General features: G+C 73.9%; 14 protein-coding genes. 10 read left to right on the plus strand and 4 right to left on the minus strand.

Going from position 1 to position 18,143, the window contains the following annotated elements; translation table 11 throughout:
- Window positions 1-227 precede the first annotated feature (227 nt).
- The 4 genes from ACWCYY_RS12500 (at window position 228) to ACWCYY_RS12515 (ending at window position 7,885) form a co-directional block, all read left to right on the plus strand.
- Window positions 228-6,197 (plus strand): SDR family NAD(P)-dependent oxidoreductase, encoded by a 5,970-nt coding sequence (locus tag ACWCYY_RS12500; protein WP_449795978.1) that lies wholly within the window; start codon window positions 228-230, stop codon window positions 6,195-6,197.
- Entirely contained in the window at window positions 6,179-6,946 is a 768-nt protein-coding gene (locus tag ACWCYY_RS12505) for an SDR family NAD(P)-dependent oxidoreductase (protein ID WP_449795979.1), read from the plus strand. Before ACWCYY_RS12500 ends, ACWCYY_RS12505 begins: the two co-directional genes overlap by 19 nt.
- A 40-nt stretch (window positions 6,947-6,986) precedes the next feature.
- Entirely contained in the window at window positions 6,987-7,409 is a 423-nt protein-coding gene (locus ACWCYY_RS12510) for an ester cyclase (RefSeq protein ID WP_345280032.1), read from the plus strand.
- A gap of 68 nt (window positions 7,410-7,477) precedes the next feature.
- Complete coding sequence (locus ACWCYY_RS12515; RefSeq protein WP_345280033.1) at window positions 7,478-7,885, plus strand: nuclear transport factor 2 family protein; 408 nt, start codon at window positions 7,478-7,480, stop codon at window positions 7,883-7,885.
- Here ACWCYY_RS12515 and ACWCYY_RS12520 read toward each other — a convergent pair.
- Window positions 7,874-8,206 (minus strand): hypothetical protein, encoded by a 333-nt coding sequence (locus ACWCYY_RS12520; protein WP_345280035.1) that lies wholly within the window; start codon window positions 8,204-8,206, stop codon window positions 7,874-7,876. The genes ACWCYY_RS12515 and ACWCYY_RS12520 overlap by 12 nt on opposite strands.
- Window positions 8,203-8,793 (minus strand): DUF6232 family protein, encoded by a 591-nt coding sequence (locus ACWCYY_RS12525; protein WP_345280037.1) that lies wholly within the window; start codon window positions 8,791-8,793, stop codon window positions 8,203-8,205. The genes ACWCYY_RS12520 and ACWCYY_RS12525 overlap by 4 nt, the downstream gene beginning before the upstream one ends.
- A gap of 252 nt (window positions 8,794-9,045) precedes the next feature.
- Between ACWCYY_RS12525 and ACWCYY_RS12530 the strand changes: the two genes are divergently transcribed.
- Genes ACWCYY_RS12530 through ACWCYY_RS12555 form a run of 6 tightly spaced genes read left to right on the plus strand, consistent with a single transcriptional unit; the run spans window position 9,046 to window position 15,783 of the window.
- Window positions 9,046-10,716 carry an ABC transporter substrate-binding protein gene (locus tag ACWCYY_RS12530; RefSeq protein ID WP_449795980.1) on the plus strand — a complete coding sequence of 557 codons (1,671 nt, stop codon included), beginning with the start codon at window positions 9,046-9,048 and terminating at the stop codon, window positions 10,714-10,716.
- Between the two features lies 1 nt (window position 10,717).
- The gene (locus ACWCYY_RS12535) at window positions 10,718-11,695 is read left to right on the plus strand and encodes an ABC transporter permease (protein WP_345280041.1); all 978 of its coding nucleotides are present in this window, start codon (window positions 10,718-10,720) and stop codon (window positions 11,693-11,695) included.
- Between the two features lie 2 nt (window positions 11,696-11,697).
- Window positions 11,698-12,522: an ABC transporter permease gene (locus ACWCYY_RS12540; RefSeq protein WP_380149659.1), complete on the plus strand. Its 825-nt coding sequence runs from the start codon at window positions 11,698-11,700 to the stop codon at window positions 12,520-12,522.
- Complete coding sequence (locus tag ACWCYY_RS12545; RefSeq protein WP_449795981.1) at window positions 12,519-14,279, plus strand: dipeptide ABC transporter ATP-binding protein; 1,761 nt, start codon at window positions 12,519-12,521, stop codon at window positions 14,277-14,279. Before ACWCYY_RS12540 ends, ACWCYY_RS12545 begins: the two co-directional genes overlap by 4 nt.
- The gene (locus ACWCYY_RS12550) at window positions 14,276-15,139 is read left to right on the plus strand and encodes a metallophosphoesterase family protein (RefSeq protein ID WP_449795982.1); all 864 of its coding nucleotides are present in this window, start codon (window positions 14,276-14,278) and stop codon (window positions 15,137-15,139) included. Before ACWCYY_RS12545 ends, ACWCYY_RS12550 begins: the two co-directional genes overlap by 4 nt.
- Window positions 15,136-15,783 (plus strand): 4'-phosphopantetheinyl transferase family protein, encoded by a 648-nt coding sequence (locus ACWCYY_RS12555; protein ID WP_449795983.1) that lies wholly within the window; start codon window positions 15,136-15,138, stop codon window positions 15,781-15,783. Before ACWCYY_RS12550 ends, ACWCYY_RS12555 begins: the two co-directional genes overlap by 4 nt.
- Before the next feature lie 12 nt (window positions 15,784-15,795).
- On the opposite strand, the gene ACWCYY_RS12560 is transcribed toward ACWCYY_RS12555, so the two are convergent.
- Together ACWCYY_RS12560 and ACWCYY_RS12565 are read right to left on the minus strand one after the other, a co-directional pair.
- Window positions 15,796-16,359: a DUF6245 family protein gene (locus ACWCYY_RS12560; protein WP_449795984.1), complete on the minus strand. Its 564-nt coding sequence runs from the start codon at window positions 16,357-16,359 to the stop codon at window positions 15,796-15,798.
- Between the two features lie 62 nt (window positions 16,360-16,421).
- Window positions 16,422-17,963, minus strand: coding sequence for a putative Ig domain-containing protein (locus ACWCYY_RS12565; RefSeq protein ID WP_449795985.1), 1,542 nt, complete (start codon window positions 17,961-17,963; stop codon window positions 16,422-16,424).
- Window positions 17,964-18,143 lie beyond the last annotated feature (180 nt).

The raw sequence follows: 18,143 nt of genomic DNA on the forward strand, positions 1-18,143 counted from the left end.
GGCCGCGCTGGAGCGGCTGCTGGACGGCCCGGCCGACCAGGACCGCGACCAGGTGCTGGCCCGGCTGCGGGCGCTGGTCGACCGCTGGGGCCAGGACCCTTCCGCCGAGGACGAGTTCGACCTGGACCTGGACAGCGCCACCGACGAGGAGCTCTTCGCCCTGATCGACGGCAACTCCGACTGAGCGCCCGCACCGCAACCACCCGCACGTGATCCGAGAGGCAACGATGTCCAACGACCAGAAGCTCAGGGACTACCTGAAGCGGGCCCTGGCCGACGCCCAGAAGGCCAACAAGCGGCTCCAGGAAGTGGAGCGGGCCAAGTACGAGCCGATCGCCATCGTCGGCATGGCCTGCCGCCTGCCCGGCGGGATCACCTCGCCGGACGACCTCTGGCGGGTCGTCAGCGAGGGCGTGGACGCCATCGGCGAGTTCCCCGCCGACCGCGGCTGGGACCTGGAGGCGCTCTACCACCCCGACCCGGACCACCCCGGCACCTCCTACACCCGGCACGGCGGATTCCTCGACACCACGCCCGAGTTCGACGCGGAGTTCTTCGGCATCTCGCCGCGCGAGGCGCTGGCCACCGACCCGCAGCACCGCCTGCTGCTCGAGACGGCCTGGGAGGCCTTCGAGCGGGCCGGCATCGACCCGGCCGGTCTGCGCGGCAGCCGGACGGCGGTCTTCGCCGGGATCGCGGGCAGCGATTACACGCCCCGACTGCACGACGCCCCGGGCGAGTTGGAGGGATTCCTGGGGATCGGCGGCCTGGACAGCGTGGCCTCGGGCCGGATCTCCTACACCTTCGGTTTCGAGGGCCCGGCCGTCACGGTGGACACCGCCTGCTCCTCCTCGCTGGTCGCGCTGCACCTGGCCGCCCAGTCGCTGCGCTCCGGCGAGTCCGACCTCGCGCTGGCCGGCGGGGTGAGCGTGATGGCCACCGCCCAGGGCTTCGTGGAGTTCTCCCGCCAGCGCGGCCTGTCCGCCGACGGCCGTTGCAAGGCCTTCGCCGCCGAGGCGGACGGCACCGGCTGGGCGGAGGGCGTGGGCCTGCTGCTGGTCGAGCGGCTCTCGGACGCGCGGCGCCACGGGCACCCCGTGCTGGCGGTGCTGCGCGGCAGCGCCGTCAACCAGGACGGCGCCTCCAACGGCCTGACCGCCCCCAACGGCCCCGCCCAGCAGCGCGTCATCCGCCAGGCACTGGCCGGGGCCCGGCTGGCCGCCGCCGACGTCCACGCCGTCGAGGCGCACGGCACCGGCACCCGGCTGGGCGACCCGATCGAGGCCCAGGCGATCCTGGCCACCTACGGGCAGGACCGCGAACAGCCGCTGCTGCTCGGCTCGTTGAAGTCCAACATCGGTCACACCCAGGCGGCGGCGGGTGTGGCGGGCGTGATCAAGTCGGTGCTGGCGATCCGCCACGGCGTGCTGCCGCGCACCCTGCACGCCGAGCAGCGCACCCCCTACGTGGACTGGGACGCCGGAGCGGTGGAGCTGCTCACCGAGCAGCGCGCCTGGCCGGAGGTCGAAGGCCCGCGCCGGGTCGGCGTCTCGGCCTTCGGGGCCAGCGGCACCAACGCGCACGTGATCATCGAGCAGGCGCCGGAGGAAGAGCTCACGATCGAGGCCACCGAGGCCCCGGCCGTGCTGCCCTTCGTGGTGTCCGGCCGCTCACCGGAGGCGCTGGCGGCGCGGGCCGCCCAGGTGGCCGAACTGCTGGCGTCCGAGCCCCCGCTGGAGCTGGCCCGGGCCCTGGTGGCCGACCGGGCGGTCTTCGAGGAGCGGGCGGTGGTGCTCGGCGGGGTCGAGGCGCTGCGGGCGCTGGACGGGCCGGGCGTGGTGCGCGGGACGGCCCGCTCGGGCGGTCTGGCGTTCCTGTTCTCCGGGCAGGGTAGCCAGCGGGTGGGCATGGGGCGGGAGTTGGCCGCCGCCTTCCCGGTCTTCGCCGAGGCTTTCGAGGCCGTCGAGACGGCCCTCGGTCTGCCGCTGGCCGAGGTGATCGCGAGTGGTGAGGGTCTGGACGAGACGGGGTGGACGCAGCCGGCGTTGTTCGCGGTGGAGGTCGCGCTGTTCCGGCTCTTCGAGTCCTGGGGCGTGCGGCCCGACTACGTCACCGGCCATTCGATCGGTGAGCTGGCCGCGGCCCACGTGGCGGGGGTGCTGTCGCTGGCCGACGCGGCCGCGCTGGTGGCGGCCCGGGCCCGGCTGATGCAGGAACTGCCGGGCGGCGGTGCGATGGTGGCGGTCGAGGCCACCGAGGAGGAGGTCCGCGAGGCCCTCGTTGCCGGTGCCGAGATCGCGGCCGTGAACGGCCCGCGTTCGGTGGTGGTCTCCGGTGACGCCGAGGCCGTGGCTGCCGTCCGCGAGCGGTTCGCCGACCGGCGGACCAAGCAGCTGAAGGTCAGTCATGCCTTCCACTCCGCCCACCTGGACGGCATGCTCGCCGAGTTCGGGCGGACCGCCGCCGGTCTGACCTTCCATGCCCCGCAGATCCCGGTGGTCTCCAACCTGACCGGCCGGATCGCCACCGCCGCCGAGCTCACCGACCCGCAGTACTGGGTCCGCCAGGTCCGCGAGGCGGTCCGCTTCGCCGACGTCATCGGGGAGTTGGCGGCCGAGGGCGTCAGCACCTTCGTCGAGCTCGGCCCGGACGGCACGCTCAGCGGCCTGGTCGGCGCCGCCCTCGACACTCCTGTCACGGCCACCGCGCTGCGCCGCGACCGCGACGAGGCCGAGACCGCCGTCACCGCGCTGGCCCGGATCCACGTCCAGGGTCACCGGGTGAACTGGACCGCCCTGCTCGGCCACCCCTCCCGCCCCGCCGGACTGACCCTCCCCACCTACCCCTTCCAGCGCCGCCGCTACTGGCTGGAGCCCGCCCACCGCGGGGCCGACGCCAGCGGGCTCGGCCTCGCCGAGGCCGCCCACCCGCTGCTCGGCGCCACCGTCCGCCTCCCGGACGGGGAGGGCGTGCTGCTCACCGGCAGCCTCTCGCTGCGCACCCACCCCTGGCTGGCCGACCACGCCGTCCAGGGCACCGTGATCGTCCCCGGCACCGCGCTGCTGGAGCTCGCGGTCCGGGCAGGCGACGAGCTGGGCGCCGGCACCCTGGACGAGCTGGTGGTGGAGGCCCCGCTGGTGCTGCCCGAGCAGGGCGCCGTGCACGTCCAGGTCGCCGTCGGCGGCGCGGACGGGACCGGGGCCCGCGAGGTCACCGTGCACTCCCGCCCGGCCGGGACGGAGGAGTGGAGCCGGCACGCCTCCGGCCTGCTGCTGGCCGGCCCCGGCGCCCCGGGCGAGGCGCTGCGCGCGTGGCCCCCGGCGGGTGCCACCGCACTGCCCACCGAGGAGGTGTACCAGGAGCTGGCCGCCGCCGGGCTCGCCTACGGCCCGGCCTTCCGGGGCCTGCGGGCGGCCTGGCGGGACGGCGACACCTTCTACGCCGAGGTCGCGCTGCCGGAGGAAGTCCGCGAGAGCGCCGCGGAGTTCGGCCTTCACCCGGCGTTGCTGGACGCCGCCGTGCACGTCACCGCCCACCACGGCCTGACCGACACCCCGGCCGGCACCAGCCGGCTTCCCTTCGCCTACACCGGCGTGCGGCTGCACGCGGTCGGCGCGAGCGCCCTGCGGGTGCGCCTGCGCTACACCGAGCCGGAGGCCATCTCGGTCGACGTCGCGGACGAGACCGGCGCCCCGGTCGCCTCCGTCGAGGCCCTGCGGGCCCGGCTGGTCTCCGCCGAACAACTCGCCCCGGCCGGCGGCGCCGACCGCGACGCCCTGTTCCGGCTGGAGTGGCCGGAGATCGCGGCCTCCGAGCCGGCGGCTGCCGACAGCTGGAGCGAGCTGCGGATCACCGGCCACGAGGGCGTGCTCGCCGAGGTGCTGACCGCCACGCAGGCGTGGCTGGCGGACGAGGCGAACGGGGGGAGCCGGCTGGCCGTGGTGACCAGCGGCGCCGTCCCGGTCCTCGGGGAGGCACCGGACCCGGTGCTCGCCCCGGTCTGGGGACTGCTGCGCTCCGCGCAGTCCGAGCACCCCGGCCGGATCGTCCTGCTGGACACCGACCACGACTCCGAGCACCTGATCCCGGCCGCGCTGGCCACCGAGGAGCCCCAACTCGCCCTGCGGGCCGGCCGGGTGCACGTGCCCCGGCTGGTTCGCGCCACCGCCCCGGAGGTCGGCGCCGCCCGGCCCTGGGACCCGGAGGGCACGGTGCTGATCACCGGTGGCACCGGTGTGCTGGGCGGGCTGCTGGCCCGTCACCTGGTCGCCGAGCGGGGCGTGAAGCACCTGCTGCTGCTGTCCCGCAGCGGCGCCCAGGCTCCCGGCGCGGAGGAACTCCAGGACGAGCTGGTGGAGTTGGGCGCGGAGGTGACCATCGCCGCCGCCGACGCGGGCGACCGCGAGGCGCTCGCCGCCGCCATCGCCGCGATACCGAAGCGGCACCCGCTGACCGCCGTGGTGCACACGGCCGGTGTGGTGGACGACGGCGTGCTCGCCGCCCTCACCCCCGAGCGGCTGCGGACCGTCTGGGCCCCGAAGGCCGACGGCGCCCGCCACCTGCACGAGCTGACCAGGGGTCACGACCTCGCGGCCTTCGTGCTCTACTCCTCGGTCGCCGCCGTCCTAGGCGGCCCGGGGCAGGCCAGCTACTCCGCCGCCAACACCTACCTGGACGCGCTCGCCGCCCACCGCCGCTCGATCGGCCTGCCGGCCCAGTCGCTGGCCTGGGGCCAGTGGGCCGAAGCCAGCGCCGTCACCGCGCACCTCAGTGAGGCCGACCGCCGCCGGGCCGCCCGTGCGGGTCTCCGGGCGATCGGCGCCGAGCAGGGCGCCCGGCTGTTCGAGGCGGCCGCGCGGGCCGAGGACCCCTACCTGGTGGCGGCCCCGCTGGACCTGGCCGCCCTGCGCAACCAGCCGGCCCTGCCCGCGCTGCTCACCGCCCTGGTCCCGGCCGCCCGCCGGGCCGCTGCCCGGGGTGCGGCGGCCGCCGGCCCGGCCCTGCTGCCGAAGCTGCTCGCGCTCACCGGGGCGGAGCGGACCGCCGCCCTGCTGGAGCTGGTGCGCACCGAGGTCGCCGGTGTGCTCGGCACCGAGCCGGCCGCCGTCGGCGACGAGCGCCCGTTCAACGACCTGGGCCTGGACTCGCTGACCGCCGTCGAGCTGCGCAACCGCCTGACCGCCGTCACCGGCCTGCGGCTCGCCCCGACCCTCACCTTCGACCACCCGGACCCGGCGCAACTCGCCACTCACCTGGTGGAGTTGGTGGCGGAGGCGCCCACCCCGGGCGCCGTCACGGTGGCCGCGACGGGAGACGGCGAGGACCCGCGCCATCCGCTCTCCACCCTCTACCGTCGGCTCGCCGCCCAGGACAGCTTCCCGGAGGCCTCCGCGCTGATCGGCGTGGCCTCCGCGCTGCGGTCCCGGTTCACCGTCGACGAGCGGGCCGAACACGCCCTGGAGCCGCTCCAGTTGGCCTCGGGGGACGGGGAGACGGCCGTGGTCGCCTTTCCCGCGCTCAGCGCCATCTCCGGTCCGCACGAGTACGCCCGGCTCGCCCACGCCTTCCAGGGCGAGCGCGACTTCTTCGTGCTCCCCTCGCCCGGCTGGACCCCGAGCGACAAGCTCCCCGACAACCTGGACACCTTCCTCACCCTGCACACCGAGGCGGTGCTCCGACTGGTCGGCCCCGACCGGCCGTTCGTGGTGCTAGGCCGCTCGATGGGCGGCTGTGTGGCGCACGCCGTCACCGAACGGCTGGAGGCGGCCGGGCGGCGGGTGGCCGGGCTCGGCCTGGTGGACTCGTACCCGATCGACAGCGCGGTGCGCGAGGGCATGGGCGAGTGGTGGCTGACCGCGATGCTCACCGGCATGGTCGAGCGGATCCAGCAGTACGACATGGTCTGGAGCGACGCCAGCCTGACCGCGATGGGCGGCTACAACTCCGTCTTCGCCGGCTGGCAGCCCGGCCCGGTGCAGGCGCCCGTCCTGGCGCTGCGCGCCGACACCCCCCTGCGCGGCACGGTGATCGACCCGACGGGCCGTCACGACTGGCGCGCCTACTGGCCGGTGCCGCACGAGGTGCGGGACATCACCGGTGACCACTTCACCGTGCTGGAGCAGCACACCCCGACGACGGCGGACGCCGTCCGGCAGTGGATCGAGACGAAGGAGCGGGCATGGGCAGCAACCCGGTAGTACTGGTGACCGGAGCGGCCTCCGGGATCGGCGAGGCACTGGTGCGGCTCTACGCCGAACGCGGCCACCGGGTGGTCGCGGTGGACGTGGACAAGTACGGCCTCGACGCCTTCGCCGAGCTCGACGGGGTCGCCACCCTGGTCGGCGACGTCTCCGAGCAGGAGACCAACGAGCTGGCCGTCGAGCTGGCCGTGGAGCGGTTCGGCCGCCTCGACGCCGCGGTGCTCAACGCCGGTACGGGCGGCGGCGGTCCGCTGGAGTCGGCGGGAGCGGTGGAGCGCTTCGACCGGCTGTTCGCGGTGAACGTGCGCAGCGTGGTGCTCGGCATCCGCTCCGCCGTCCCGGCCCTGCGGGCCGCCGGGGGCGGCGCGATCGTCGCCACCTCCTCGGTCTCCGGCCTGCGCGGCGACCCGGGCACCTGGGCCTACAACGCCACCAAGGCCGCCGTCATCAACCTGGTGCGCGCCACCGCCATCGACTACGCCGCCGAGGGCATCCGGATCAACGCCATCGCCCCGGGCGGCACCGTCACCGCCCTGACGGCGGCCCAGGTCGCGGACCCGGAGTTCTCCGCCTTCATCACCCGCCGCATCCCGGCCCAGCGCTGGGCCGAGGCCCGGGAGCAGGCCGAGGTGGTCTGGTTCCTGACCTCGCCCGCCGCCTCGTACGTCACCGGCGTCACCGTGCCGGTCGACGGCGGCCTGAGCGCCAACGGCGGCATCCTCCTGCCGCCGGCCGCCACCCGCTGACCACCCATTCTTCCGTCAACCACCGAGGAGAGAACGAACAGTGAGCACCCTTGAGGACAACAAGGCCGTCGTCCTGCGCTACTACCACGAGCTGGTCAGCGGCCAGCGGATCGACCTGGTCGAGGAGCTGATCGCCGAGGACGCCGTCGACGAGAGCCGGGTCGGCCCCGACGGCCCCGGCAGCCTGGAGGACTTCCGCGAGCACCTGCGCTGGCTCTGGAACAACGTCCGGGACGTCAAGGCCACGGTCGAGGACCTGGTGGCGGAGGGCGACCTGGTCATCGCCTACTGGCGGATCGAGGGCATCCACGTCGGCCCGATCTTCGGCGTCCCCGCCACCGGCCGGCCCTTCGTCGGACACAGCGTCAGCCGCCTGACCGTCCGCGACGGCAAGGTGGTCCGCTACAGCGTCCTGCCCGACCGCCTCGGCATCATCCAGCAGCTGGCCCCCGTCGCCGTCTGACCCTCCGTGCCCCAGGGCCCGGCCGGACGCCTCCGGCCGGGCCCGTTCCCGTCCCCAGGAGACCTGACATGACCGACCGCCTGACCGTCGAGGACGCCGAGCAGCTGCGCCAGCTGCTGGCCCGCTTCTCGCACGCCTTCGACAACGCCGATGCCGAGGCCCTCGGCACCGTCTTCGCCGAGGACGGCGTCATCGAACTCGCCCGCACGGGTGCCCTGTTCAAGGGCCTGGAGGCCATCCGGGCGTTCAGCGCCGACCTCGGCCCCGAATCCCCCGACCACCAGACCCTGGACAGCACCTTCTGGGCCGAGGACGACGGCACCGCCCGCGGCCGCAGCCGCTACCTGGCGATCCTCGCCGACGGCAGGGTGCACAACGGCGACTACGTCGACGTCTACACCAGGACGGAGGCCGGCTGGCGCATCCTCAGCCGGACCTCCGTCCCCCGCTACCCGCTCCCCGGCTCAGCCCAGTAGCGCCAGCACCCGCTGCACGGCCTCCGCCACGGGGGCCCCGACCGCGCCGACGGTGGCGGCGATGCCCGCCACCGCCAGCAGCGCCCGGCGCCGCTCCTGCGCGGGCGGCGCCGGCGCCTCGATCACCGCCAGGGTCTCCGCCACCACCTCGGCGTCGAGCGGGCCCAGCAGCTCCCGGATCTCGCGCAGTTGGCCGGCGAGGGCGGCCAGTGCCCGGGCCAGCTCCGGCGGGTCGGCAGCGGTGGCGTGGTGGTGGACCACCTTGCCGATGTTCCCGCTGCCGCCGTGCAGGTGGATGTTGTCCCCGTGGTGCTGGTTCACGTGAGCACCTTCCCCGCGTTGCCGCTGCCGCCGTACAGATTGATGTTGTCGCCGATCTGGTAGTACCTCGGATTCACCGTCACTCTCTGCATCGTGTACCGGAATTCGTGGTCGGGGTTCTCCAGGGTGTGGGTCAGGATGTCGAGCAGTTCGGTGATCCTGCGCCGATCCGAGGAGGTCACCACCGCGGTCGGGCCCCCGGCGGTGTCCACCAGCAGGACGGGCACCGAGCTGCCGGCTATCGCGCGCAGCGCGTCGCAGAGCAGGTAGGCCGTGAGCAGTCCGGCCACGGTCAGGGCGACGTCCTCGTCGGTGTTGCCGTAGGAATTGGTCGTGGCGATGACGATGACCACGCCGAAGGCGGCGAACGCCAGGAACCGCATCCAGACCCGGTGGAGCGCCGCGCGGCGGTCGGGTTCCAGCGCCGTCGCACAGACCCTGGTGACGTTGTTCAGCGGGTAGGCGGCGTTCCCGACCCACAGCAGCCGCTTGTCGACCCGCACCACGACGGAGCCGTACGGCACGCCGCCGGTCGACGGCGGTGCGGTCGGCCGTGGTGGGATCGCCGGTGTTCCGGTGGACGACATGCAATTCCCCCCTCCGCCTCGGATCGCCCCGATGGCGATCGGCGGGCAACCAAGCATGCATCAGACGGCCGGAGTTGACGAGGGCGCGGTCGGGATCGCCCGGCCCGGTCAGGTGGCGGAACCCGTGGCCCGGCGGGGCAGCCCAGGGGTGGGCTAGGGGTTGCGTAGGGGTCCGCCTGCGGCACTGCCTCGGCAGACTTCCGAGCAGCTCAGCACCTCTTACTTTCCTCTCGCAACAAACGGAGCACACCGATGCCCAGAACCGGGCCCCGTCCCGTCCCGCTGCTCGCCGCACTCGCCGCGGGCACCCTGCTGCTCACCGGCTGCGGCTCCGGCGCCACCGGTTCGGCGGCCCCGGCCAAGGACGGCGGTGCGCAGGGCGCCCCCGTCCAGGGCGGCTCGCTCACCTACGCCACCGACGTGGAGCCGATCTCCTTCGACATCCACGTCAGCCAGCAGGACGTCACCGGCGCGATCCAGCGCAACGTCTTCGACTCCCTGGTCCAGCAGGACGCCAAGGGCGAGTTCCAGCCCTGGCTGGCCACCAAGTGGGAGGCCGCGCCGGACCTGAAGAGCTTCACCTTCCACCTGCGCGAGGGCGTGAAGTTCACCGACGGAACCCCCTTCGACGCCGAGGCCGTGAAGGTCAACTTCGACCGGATCGTGGCCAAGGAGACCAAGTCCCAGTACGCGGCCAGCCTGCTCGGCCCGTACAGCGGCACCGAGGTGATCGACCCGAAGACCGTGAAGGTGACCTTCTCGGAGCCCTTCGCCCCCTTCCTGCAGGCCGCCTCCACCCCCTACCTCGGCTTCTACTCGCCGAAGACCATCAAGGAGAACGGCTCCAAGCTCGGCGCCGGCGGCCCGGCCGACGTCGGCACCGGACCGTTCGTCTTCTCCGCCTACACCAAGGGCCAGAGCGCCGTCTTCACCAAGAACCCGGACTACAACTGGGCCCCGGCCGGCGCCGCCCACCAGGGCCCCGCCTACCTGGACAAGCTGACGGTCCGTTTCCTCACCGAGGACTCCGTCCGGCTCGGCGCGCTCAACAGCGGCCAGGTCCAGGTCGCCGACCCGATCCCGCCGTCCGGCGTGAAGACCGTCCAGGCCGACGCCAAGCTGAAGACCGTCTCCACCGACGCCCCCGGTGCGGTGTACTCCCTCGTCCTCAACACCTCCAAGGCCCCGCTGGACGACCCGCTGGTGCGCAAGGCGGTGCAGCGCGGCATCGACGTCGACACCGACGTGAAGAGCGTCTACTTCGGCGTCAACAAGCGGGCCTGGAGCCCCGTCGCGCCCACCACCCCCTACTACGACAAGTCCCTCGAGAACAGCTGGGCCTACGACAAGGCGCTCGCCGAGAAGTCCCTGGACGAGGCCGGCTGGACCACCAAGGACGCCGACGGCTACCGCACCAAGAACGGCCAGCGGCTCACCATCGAGTGGCCGCTGCCGCCCACCGAGTTCGTCCGCGAGCAGCGCGACACCCTCGGCCAGGCCATCCAGGCCGACCTGAAGAAGATCGGCATCGAGGTCACCCGCCCCCGCCTCGACATCGGCACCTACATCGCCCAGGTCTACGGCGGCAAGGTGCACATCGCCGACTACAGCTGGGCCCGGTTCGACCCGGACGTGCTGCGGCTGTACTTCCACAGTGCCAGCCAGCCCGCCAAGGGCGGCCAGAACGCGACCTTCTACAAGGACGCCCAGCTGGACGAGTGGACCACCAAGGGCAAGGAGACCTTCGACAAGACGGTCCGTCAGGAGGTCTACGGCAAGACCCAGCAGCGCGCGATCGAGCTCGGCCTGATCGTGCCGCTGTACGTGCGCACCGCCACCGTCGGCCAGTCCGCCCAGGTGCACGGCCTCACCGCCGACCCGAACACCTGGCTCCGCTTCCACGACGCCTGGCTGGGTAAGTGACATGACCGAGAACGACCTGACGGCCCCTCAGGGGCTCCGCTCGGTGACGCTCGGGGTGCTGCGAAGGCTGTTCGTCCGCCTGCTGGGTGCCCTCGCGGTCCTGATCGGGGCCGCCACGGTCGCCTTCGCCGCGCTCCAGCTGGTCCCCGGTGACCCCGTCACCGTGATGCTCGGCCCCGGCACCGCCGCCACCCCCGAGGTGAAGGCGGAGATCCGGGCCACCTACGGGCTGGACCAGCCGGTCGCGGTGCAGTACCTGCACTACCTGGGCCGCCTGCTCAGCGGCGACCTGGGGGAGTCCTACCAACTCCAGCGGCCGGTGGCCGGGCTGATCGGCGATCAGCTCGGCCCCACCGTCCAGCTCGCCCTGGCGGCCCTGGTGCTGGCCGTCGCCCTGGCGCTGCTCACCGCCACGGCGACGGCCGGCCGCCGGCCCGCCCTGCGGGCCCTGAGCTCGCTGCTGGAGCTGCTCGCGGTCTCCAGCCCCTCCTACTGGATCGGCATCCTGCTGCTGACCGCCTTCTCCTTCCAGCTGCGGATCTTCCCGGTCGCCGGGGACCAGGACCTCTCGGCCCTGGTGCTGCCCGCCGTGACCCTGGCCCTGCCGCTCGCCGGGGTGCTCACCCAGGTGCTCCGCGAGGGCCTGGAGACCGCCCTCGGGCAGCCCTTCGTGCTCACCGCCCGCTCCCGCGGCCTGGCCCCCGCCGCCGTGCTGCTGCGCCACGCCCTGCGGCACACCGCCGGCCCGGTGGCCACCCTGACCGGCTGGCTGACCGGCTCGCTGCTCGGTGGCGCCGTGCTGGTCGAGACGGTCTTCGGCCGCCCCGGCATCGGGGCGCTCAGCCTCCAGGGCGCCGTCAACAAGGACATGCCGCTGGTGATCGGCCTGGTGCTGCTCTCCGCGCTGGTCTTCGTGCTCATCTCCACCCTGGTGGACCTGCTCCACCTCGCCGCAGACCCCCGCCTGAGGAGCCGCTGACCATGGCCCAGACCGCCGCCTCCGGCCGGACCACCCTGGTCCTGGCCTCCGCCCTGCTGGCCCTGATCACCGCAGTCGCCATCGCCCCCGGCCTGTTCACCTCCGCCTCCCCGGTGGAGACCGACCCGATCCACGCGCTGGCCGCCCCCAGTGCCCAGCACTGGTTCGGCACCGACCAGTTGGGCCGCGACCTGTTCTCCCGGGTGCTGCACGGCGCCCGCCCCTCGATCCTGCTCGGCCTCGGCGCCACCGCCCTCGCGGTGGCCGGCGGAGCCGCCCTCGGGCTGGCCTCCGCGCTCGGCGGCCGGACCACGGACCAGGTGCTGATGCGCGCCGCCGACATCCTGCTCTCGCTGCCGCCGATCCTGCTCGCGCTGCTGGCCGTCACCGTGCTCGGCACCGGCTCGGGCAACGTGATGGCCGCCATCGCCATCGCCTTCGTCCCCGGCTACGCCAGGATCGTCCGGGCCGAGACCCGGGTGGTGCAGCGCTCCGGCTACGTGGAGGCGGCCCGGCTGCTGGGCGTGCGCACCTGGGAGCTGGTCCTGCGTCACGTGCTGCCCAACGCCGTCGGCCCGATGCTGGTGCTGGCCACCGTCGGCTTCGGCGCCGCCCTGATCGCCGCCTCCGGCCTGAGCTTCCTCGGCCTCGGCCCGCAGCCGCCCTCCCCGGAGTGGGGCGCGATGCTCTCCCAGGGCCGCAGCTTCCTCCAGACCGCCTGGTGGATCGGGGTCTTCCCGGGCGCCGCCATCACCCTCACCGCGCTAGCGGTGAACGCCGTCGGCCGCCGCGCGCAGCGCCGCTTCACCCGGAGGACCCCCGCATGACGCTGCTCACCGTCGAAGGACTGGACGTGCGCTTCGGCGTCGGCGAGCGCGCGGTGCGTGCCGTCCGGGAGGTCTCCTTCACCCTCGACCGGGGGGAGTGCCTGGCCGTGGTCGGGGAGTCCGGCTCCGGCAAGAGCGTCACCGCCCGCAGCCTGGTCGGACTCACCGGCCCCGGCTCCGCGGTGACGGCCCGTCGGCTGGAGTTCGACGGCACCGACCTGACCGCCCTCGGCGAGGCGGGCTGGCGCGGGGTGCGCGGTCGGCGGATCGGCCTGGTGCTCCAGGACGCGCTCACTTCGCTCGACCCGCTGCACACCGTCGGCGCGGAGGTCGCCGAACCGCTGCGCGTCCACGGCCTCGCGCCCCGGCGCGAACTCCCGTCGCTGGCCGCCTCCCTGCTCACCCGGGCGGGCGTGCCGGAGGCGGAGCGGCGCGCCGCTCAGTACCCGCACCAGCTCTCCGGCGGACTGCGCCAGCGCGCCCTGATCGCCTCCGCCCTGGCGGGCTCGCCCGACCTGCTGATCGCCGACGAGCCGACCACCGCGCTGGACGTCACCGTGCAGGCCCAGGTGCTCGACCTGCTGGCCGAACTCCGGCGCGGTGGCACGGCGTTGCTGCTGATCAGCCACGACCTCTCGGTGGTGGCCCGGACCGCCGACCGGGTCGCGGTGATGTACGGCGGCCGCATCGTCGAGACCGGCCCCACCGAGCGCCTGCTCGCCGAACCGCGCCACCCCTACACCCGCGCCCTGTTGGCCGCCGTCCCCGGCCCCGCCACCCGGGGCCGCCGGCTCTCCGCGCCCGTCGTGGACCGCCCCCGCCCCACCCCCGACGGCTGCCCGTACGCGCCGCGCTGCGACCGCGCCGACCGCACCTGCCTGGAGGCCCTCCCGGCCATCGACCACCACGGCACCCGCTGCTGGAACCCCGTTCTGGAGCCCTCCGCCGCGACCGCGGGGCCGCTCACCGCCCCTGACCGACCGTCAGCCCCGGCGGCCGCCCCCGTCGTGGAGGTCGACCAGGTCAGCAAGGCGTTCGGCGGCCGCCTTGTGGTGCGCGGCGTCTCGCTGAGCCTGGCGGCGGGGGAGGTGCTCGGCCTGGTCGGCGAGTCCGGCTCCGGCAAGACCACGGTGGCGCGGATGGTGCTCGGGCTGGAGCAGCCGGACTCCGGCACCGTCCGCCTCGGCGGCGCCCCCTGGAGCGAGCTGCCCGAACGGCGGCGCCGTGCCCAGCGGCTGCGCCTGCAGTCCGTGCCGCAGGACCCGCTGGGCTCCTTCGACCCCCGCCACACCGTGGAGCGGGTGGTCGGCGCCGCCGTGGCCCGTACCGGCGTCCGGGGCCGGGCCCGCCGGGCCCGGGTGGCCGAACTCCTCGACCAGGTCGGCCTCTCCGCCGCCCTGCTGCCCCGCCGCCCGGCCGAGCTCTCCGGCGGCCAGCGCCAGCGCGTCGCGATCGCGCGCGCCCTGGCCCCCGCGCCCGAGGTGCTGGTCTGCGACGAACCGGTCTCCGCCCTCGACGTCTCGGTGCAGGCCCAGATCCTCGACCTGCTGGCGGACCTGCGGCAGCACCTGGGCCTCGCGATGCTCTTCATCTCGCACGACCTCGGCGTGGTCCACCACCTGGCCGACCGCGTCGCGGTCATGACGGACGGCCGGCTGGTGGAGACGGGTGAGGTCACCGAGGTCTTCGCCCGCCCGGCCGCCGCCTACACCCGGCGCCTGCTCGCGGCCGTCACCACCCTGGAGGTACCGGCATGACCGGGGGCACCCTGTACGCCGTCAGCGACCTGCACGTCGGCTATCCCGAGAACCGCGAGGTGGCCGAACGGCTGCACCCCACCTCGCCGGAGGACTGGCTGATCGTGGCCGGGGACGTCTCCGAGACCTTCGAGGACATCGGCCGGACCCTGGGCCTGCTGCGCGAACGCTTCGCCAAGGTCATCTGGGCCCCCGGCAACCACGAGCTCTGGACCACCCCCGACGACCCGGTGCAGCTGCGCGGCGAGCCCCGCTACCGCGCCCTGGTCGAACTCTGCCGCGAGCTCGACGTGTTGACGCCCGAGGACCCGTACGCCGTCTGGCGTGGCGAGGGCGGCCCGGTCACCGTCGCCCCGCTCTTCGTGCTCTACGACTACACCTTCCGCCCGCGCGGCACCACCACCAAGGAGCAGGCCCTCGCGGTGGCCCGGGCCGCCGGCGTGGTCGGCACCGACGAGATCCTCCTGCACCCCGACCCGTACCCGGGCCTGGACGCCTGGTGCGCGGCCCGGCTGGCCGAGTCCGAGCGCCTGCTCGCCGCCCGCGACCCCGCCCTGCCCACCGTCCTGGTCAACCACTTCCCGCTGCGCCGGGAGCCGACCCTGATCCTGCGCCACCCGGAGTTCGCCCTCTGGTGCGGCACCGAGCACACCGCCGACTGGCATGTGCGGTACGGCGCGGGCGTGGTGGTCTACGGCCACCTGCACATCCCGCGCAGCACCGTCCACGACGGCGTCCGCTTCGAGGAGGTCTCGCTCGGCTACCCCCGCGAGTGGCGGCCGCGCGGCGGACCGAGCGGCCTGCGCCGGGTCTTCCCGGCAGCGGGGGAGGCCACGGCGGGCGGCGGTGGGTTCCGGTGATCGGCGGGCTGCTGCCCGGGGGCGTGGCCTGGGCCGAGTCCACCGCCGAGCCGGAGACGGCCGGACTCCTGCCCGAGGAGGCCGCCCTGACGGAGCGGATGGTCCCCGGGCGGCTGCGCGAGTTCACCGCCGTCCGGGCCTGCGCCCGCCGCGCCCTGGCCGGGCTCGGCGAGCCGCCCGCCCCGATCCTGCCCGGCCCCCGGGGCGAACCGCGCTGGCCCGCCGGACTGGTCGGCTCGATGACCCACTGCACCGGCTACCGGGCCGCGGTGGTCGCCCGCCGCGCCGAGCTGCCCACGCTCGGCATCGACGCCGAGCCGCGCGCGCCGCTGGGCCCCGGCCTGCTGGAGGCCGTCTCGCTCCCCGCCGAACGGACCCGGCTGGCCACCCTGCACCGCCGCGCCCCCGAACTCCCTTGGGACCGACTGCTGTTCTCCGTCAAGGAGAGCGTCTTCAAGGCCTGGTACCCGCTCACCCACCGCCCGCTCGGCTTCGAGGAGGCCGACGTCACGCTCAGCCCGGACGGCACCTGGCACGCCCACCTGCGCCTGCCCACCACCCCAGGAGCCCCCCGCTCCTTCGCCGGCCGCTGGGCCGCCACCGGTGCCCACCTGCTCACCGCGACGGCCCAGCCCGGCTTCTGACGCGGCGTGGGGCTACGACCCGATCTCCGTCAGGTAGCCGTCGACGTGGGTGAGGGAGTCCTGCAGGCGCTGCCGGACCATCGCCAGCATCTGGCGCTGGGCGGCGAGGACCTCGTCGTCGCCGTTCTCGATGGCGTCGAAGCCGGCGGCCATCGTGTTGGTGAGCAGCTGCGCCGCCTCGGCGGAGTACGCGGCCGCCACGGCCACCGGCCCCGCGTTCCCGCTGCGGGCGAAGAGGGAGAGCGGGAAGGAGGCCCGCCAGATCTGCCAGGCGACGAAGTTGGCCTGCAGCAGGTCGTTCTCGCCGACCCCGGCGGAGACCAGCTGCGCGGGCCAGACCGACTGCATGTCGTCGTCGTCCGGGCACTCGAAGTCGGAGCTCATCGCCTCCGCCTGCACCACGCCCAGCAGGGAGTTGAGCAGCCCCATCCGGTAGAGCTCGGCGGTCCTGTGCATCGCGGCGAACCGGGCGAGGGCCTCCGCGCCGGGCTCGCCCTGGAAGTAGCCCAGGGCGGCGAGGGCCCCGGCTATCTGCTCGACCGTCACCGGGGGTCCGTCGTTCTTCAGGTTGTCCATGCGGGCACGCTACCGGCCCCGGCTGACGAAACGGTCTGCCGGGGCCGGGAACTGTCGGTGCGTCAGCTGGTGGCGATGGAGGTGTCGTCGATCAGGAAGCTGGTCGCGAGCGACGCGTCCTCGACACCGTTGAACTTCAGGGTGACGCTCTGGCCGGCGTAGGCCGAGAGGTCGAAGGTGCGCAGCTGGTAGGAGGAGACGGCGTCCACGTTGGAGTAGGTCTTCAGCGCGGTGCCGTTCACCGTCACGGTGAGCTTGTCGTACTGGGTGGTGCCGGTCTCGGCGGTGTCGATGCGCAGGTAGAAGCCGAGGGTGGCCTTGCAGCCGGCCGGGATGGAGACGGTCTGCGAGGCGCTGTCGGTGTGCGAGGAGCCGTAGCCGTTCAGCCAGGCCTTGTAGGAGCCGGTGCGGGCGGGCTTGCTGGTGCCGCTGTCGATCACGCCCGAGGTGATGGTCCAGGTGGTGTTGCCGGACTCGAAGCCCGCGTTGCCGAGCAGCTGCGCCGGGGTGCAGGTGCCGCCGCCACCGCCGTTGACGGTCCAGGAGAAGCTGGTGGAGCCGGTGCGGTTGCCCGCGTCCTTGGCGGTCACGGTGACGTTGGAGCTGCCGGCCGTGGTGACGGTGCCGGTGATCCGGCCGGAGGAGGAGATGGTCAGGCCGGCCGGCAGGCCGGTGGCCGAGAAGGTCAGCGGGGCGGTGCCGCCGGTCGCGCTGATCTGGAGGTCCACGGCACCGTTCAGGGCGGTGGTCTGGTTGCCCGGGTTGGTGACGGTCGGGGAGGTCCCGGCCGGCTTGGTGAGCAGGCAGCCGCTGACGCTGAGGTCGATGGCGCGGTTGGTGCCCAGGCAGGTGGTGAACCAGTACACCTCCTGGCCGTAGCTCTGCCCCTTGGTGGCGGTGGTGGTGCCGTCCGCGTTCACCTCGCAGGGGTTGTTCAGGGTGCACATGGCGCCGTCGTCGTTGCCGGTGTTGTTGATGCCGACCACCTGCTTGCTGGTGGCGTCGACGATCGGCGAGCCCGAGGTGCCGTGCGTGGTGTTGCAGCCCGCGCTGTAGCGGATCGAGTCCTGCCAGGTCCACTGGTCCTCGCGCAGGGTGCCCACGAAGCCGTTGATCGAGCAGTTCCAGGTCTGCTTCCAGTAACCCGACGGTATGAACATCGACGAGCCGTTGACCGGGTGGGTGTCGGCGATCGTCAGCGCGGTGGCGCCGAACTTGGAGGTGATCGACGCGAAGGTGTCGGTCAGCTGGTAGAGCGCCACGTCGGTGCCGGTCATGGTCGCGTACAGGACCTTGTCGGCGTTCACGGTGCCGAGGGAGCCGCCGGAGGCGTTGAGCAGGGTGCCGGAGCGGCTGGCCGTCTGGTTCTGGATCACCTGGCCGGCCGAGGGCATGCTCGGCAGGCAGTGCCCGTTGGTCAGCATCAGCGCGCGGTCGGTGGACACCGAGGAGGGGTAACGCACCAGCGAGGCCGAGCAGTTGCTCAGGGCGATCGTGGAGGTCAGGTCGCCCGCCTGTACGGCCTGGGCCGGCGTGACGGCCGAGGTCAGCAGGCCCGCGACGATCGCGGCCGTGCCGAGCCCGGCGGTAAGTCCCTTGAACATGGGTCTCCTTGTGGGGGAACGCCGAGCGCACGAACGGATGCGCACACTCAGGCCGCTGAAAAATGCCATGCCCGCCTCAATGCGTCAACACCCCCGGCAGGGCTGGTCGTTGGGGCCCCGAACCGGAGTGATCCCGTCCGAATCCTGCTTCGGATGCCGCCCGCCGATGACCGGATCGTT

The sequence above is a fragment of the Kitasatospora sp. NPDC001664 genome (assembly GCF_053596675.1).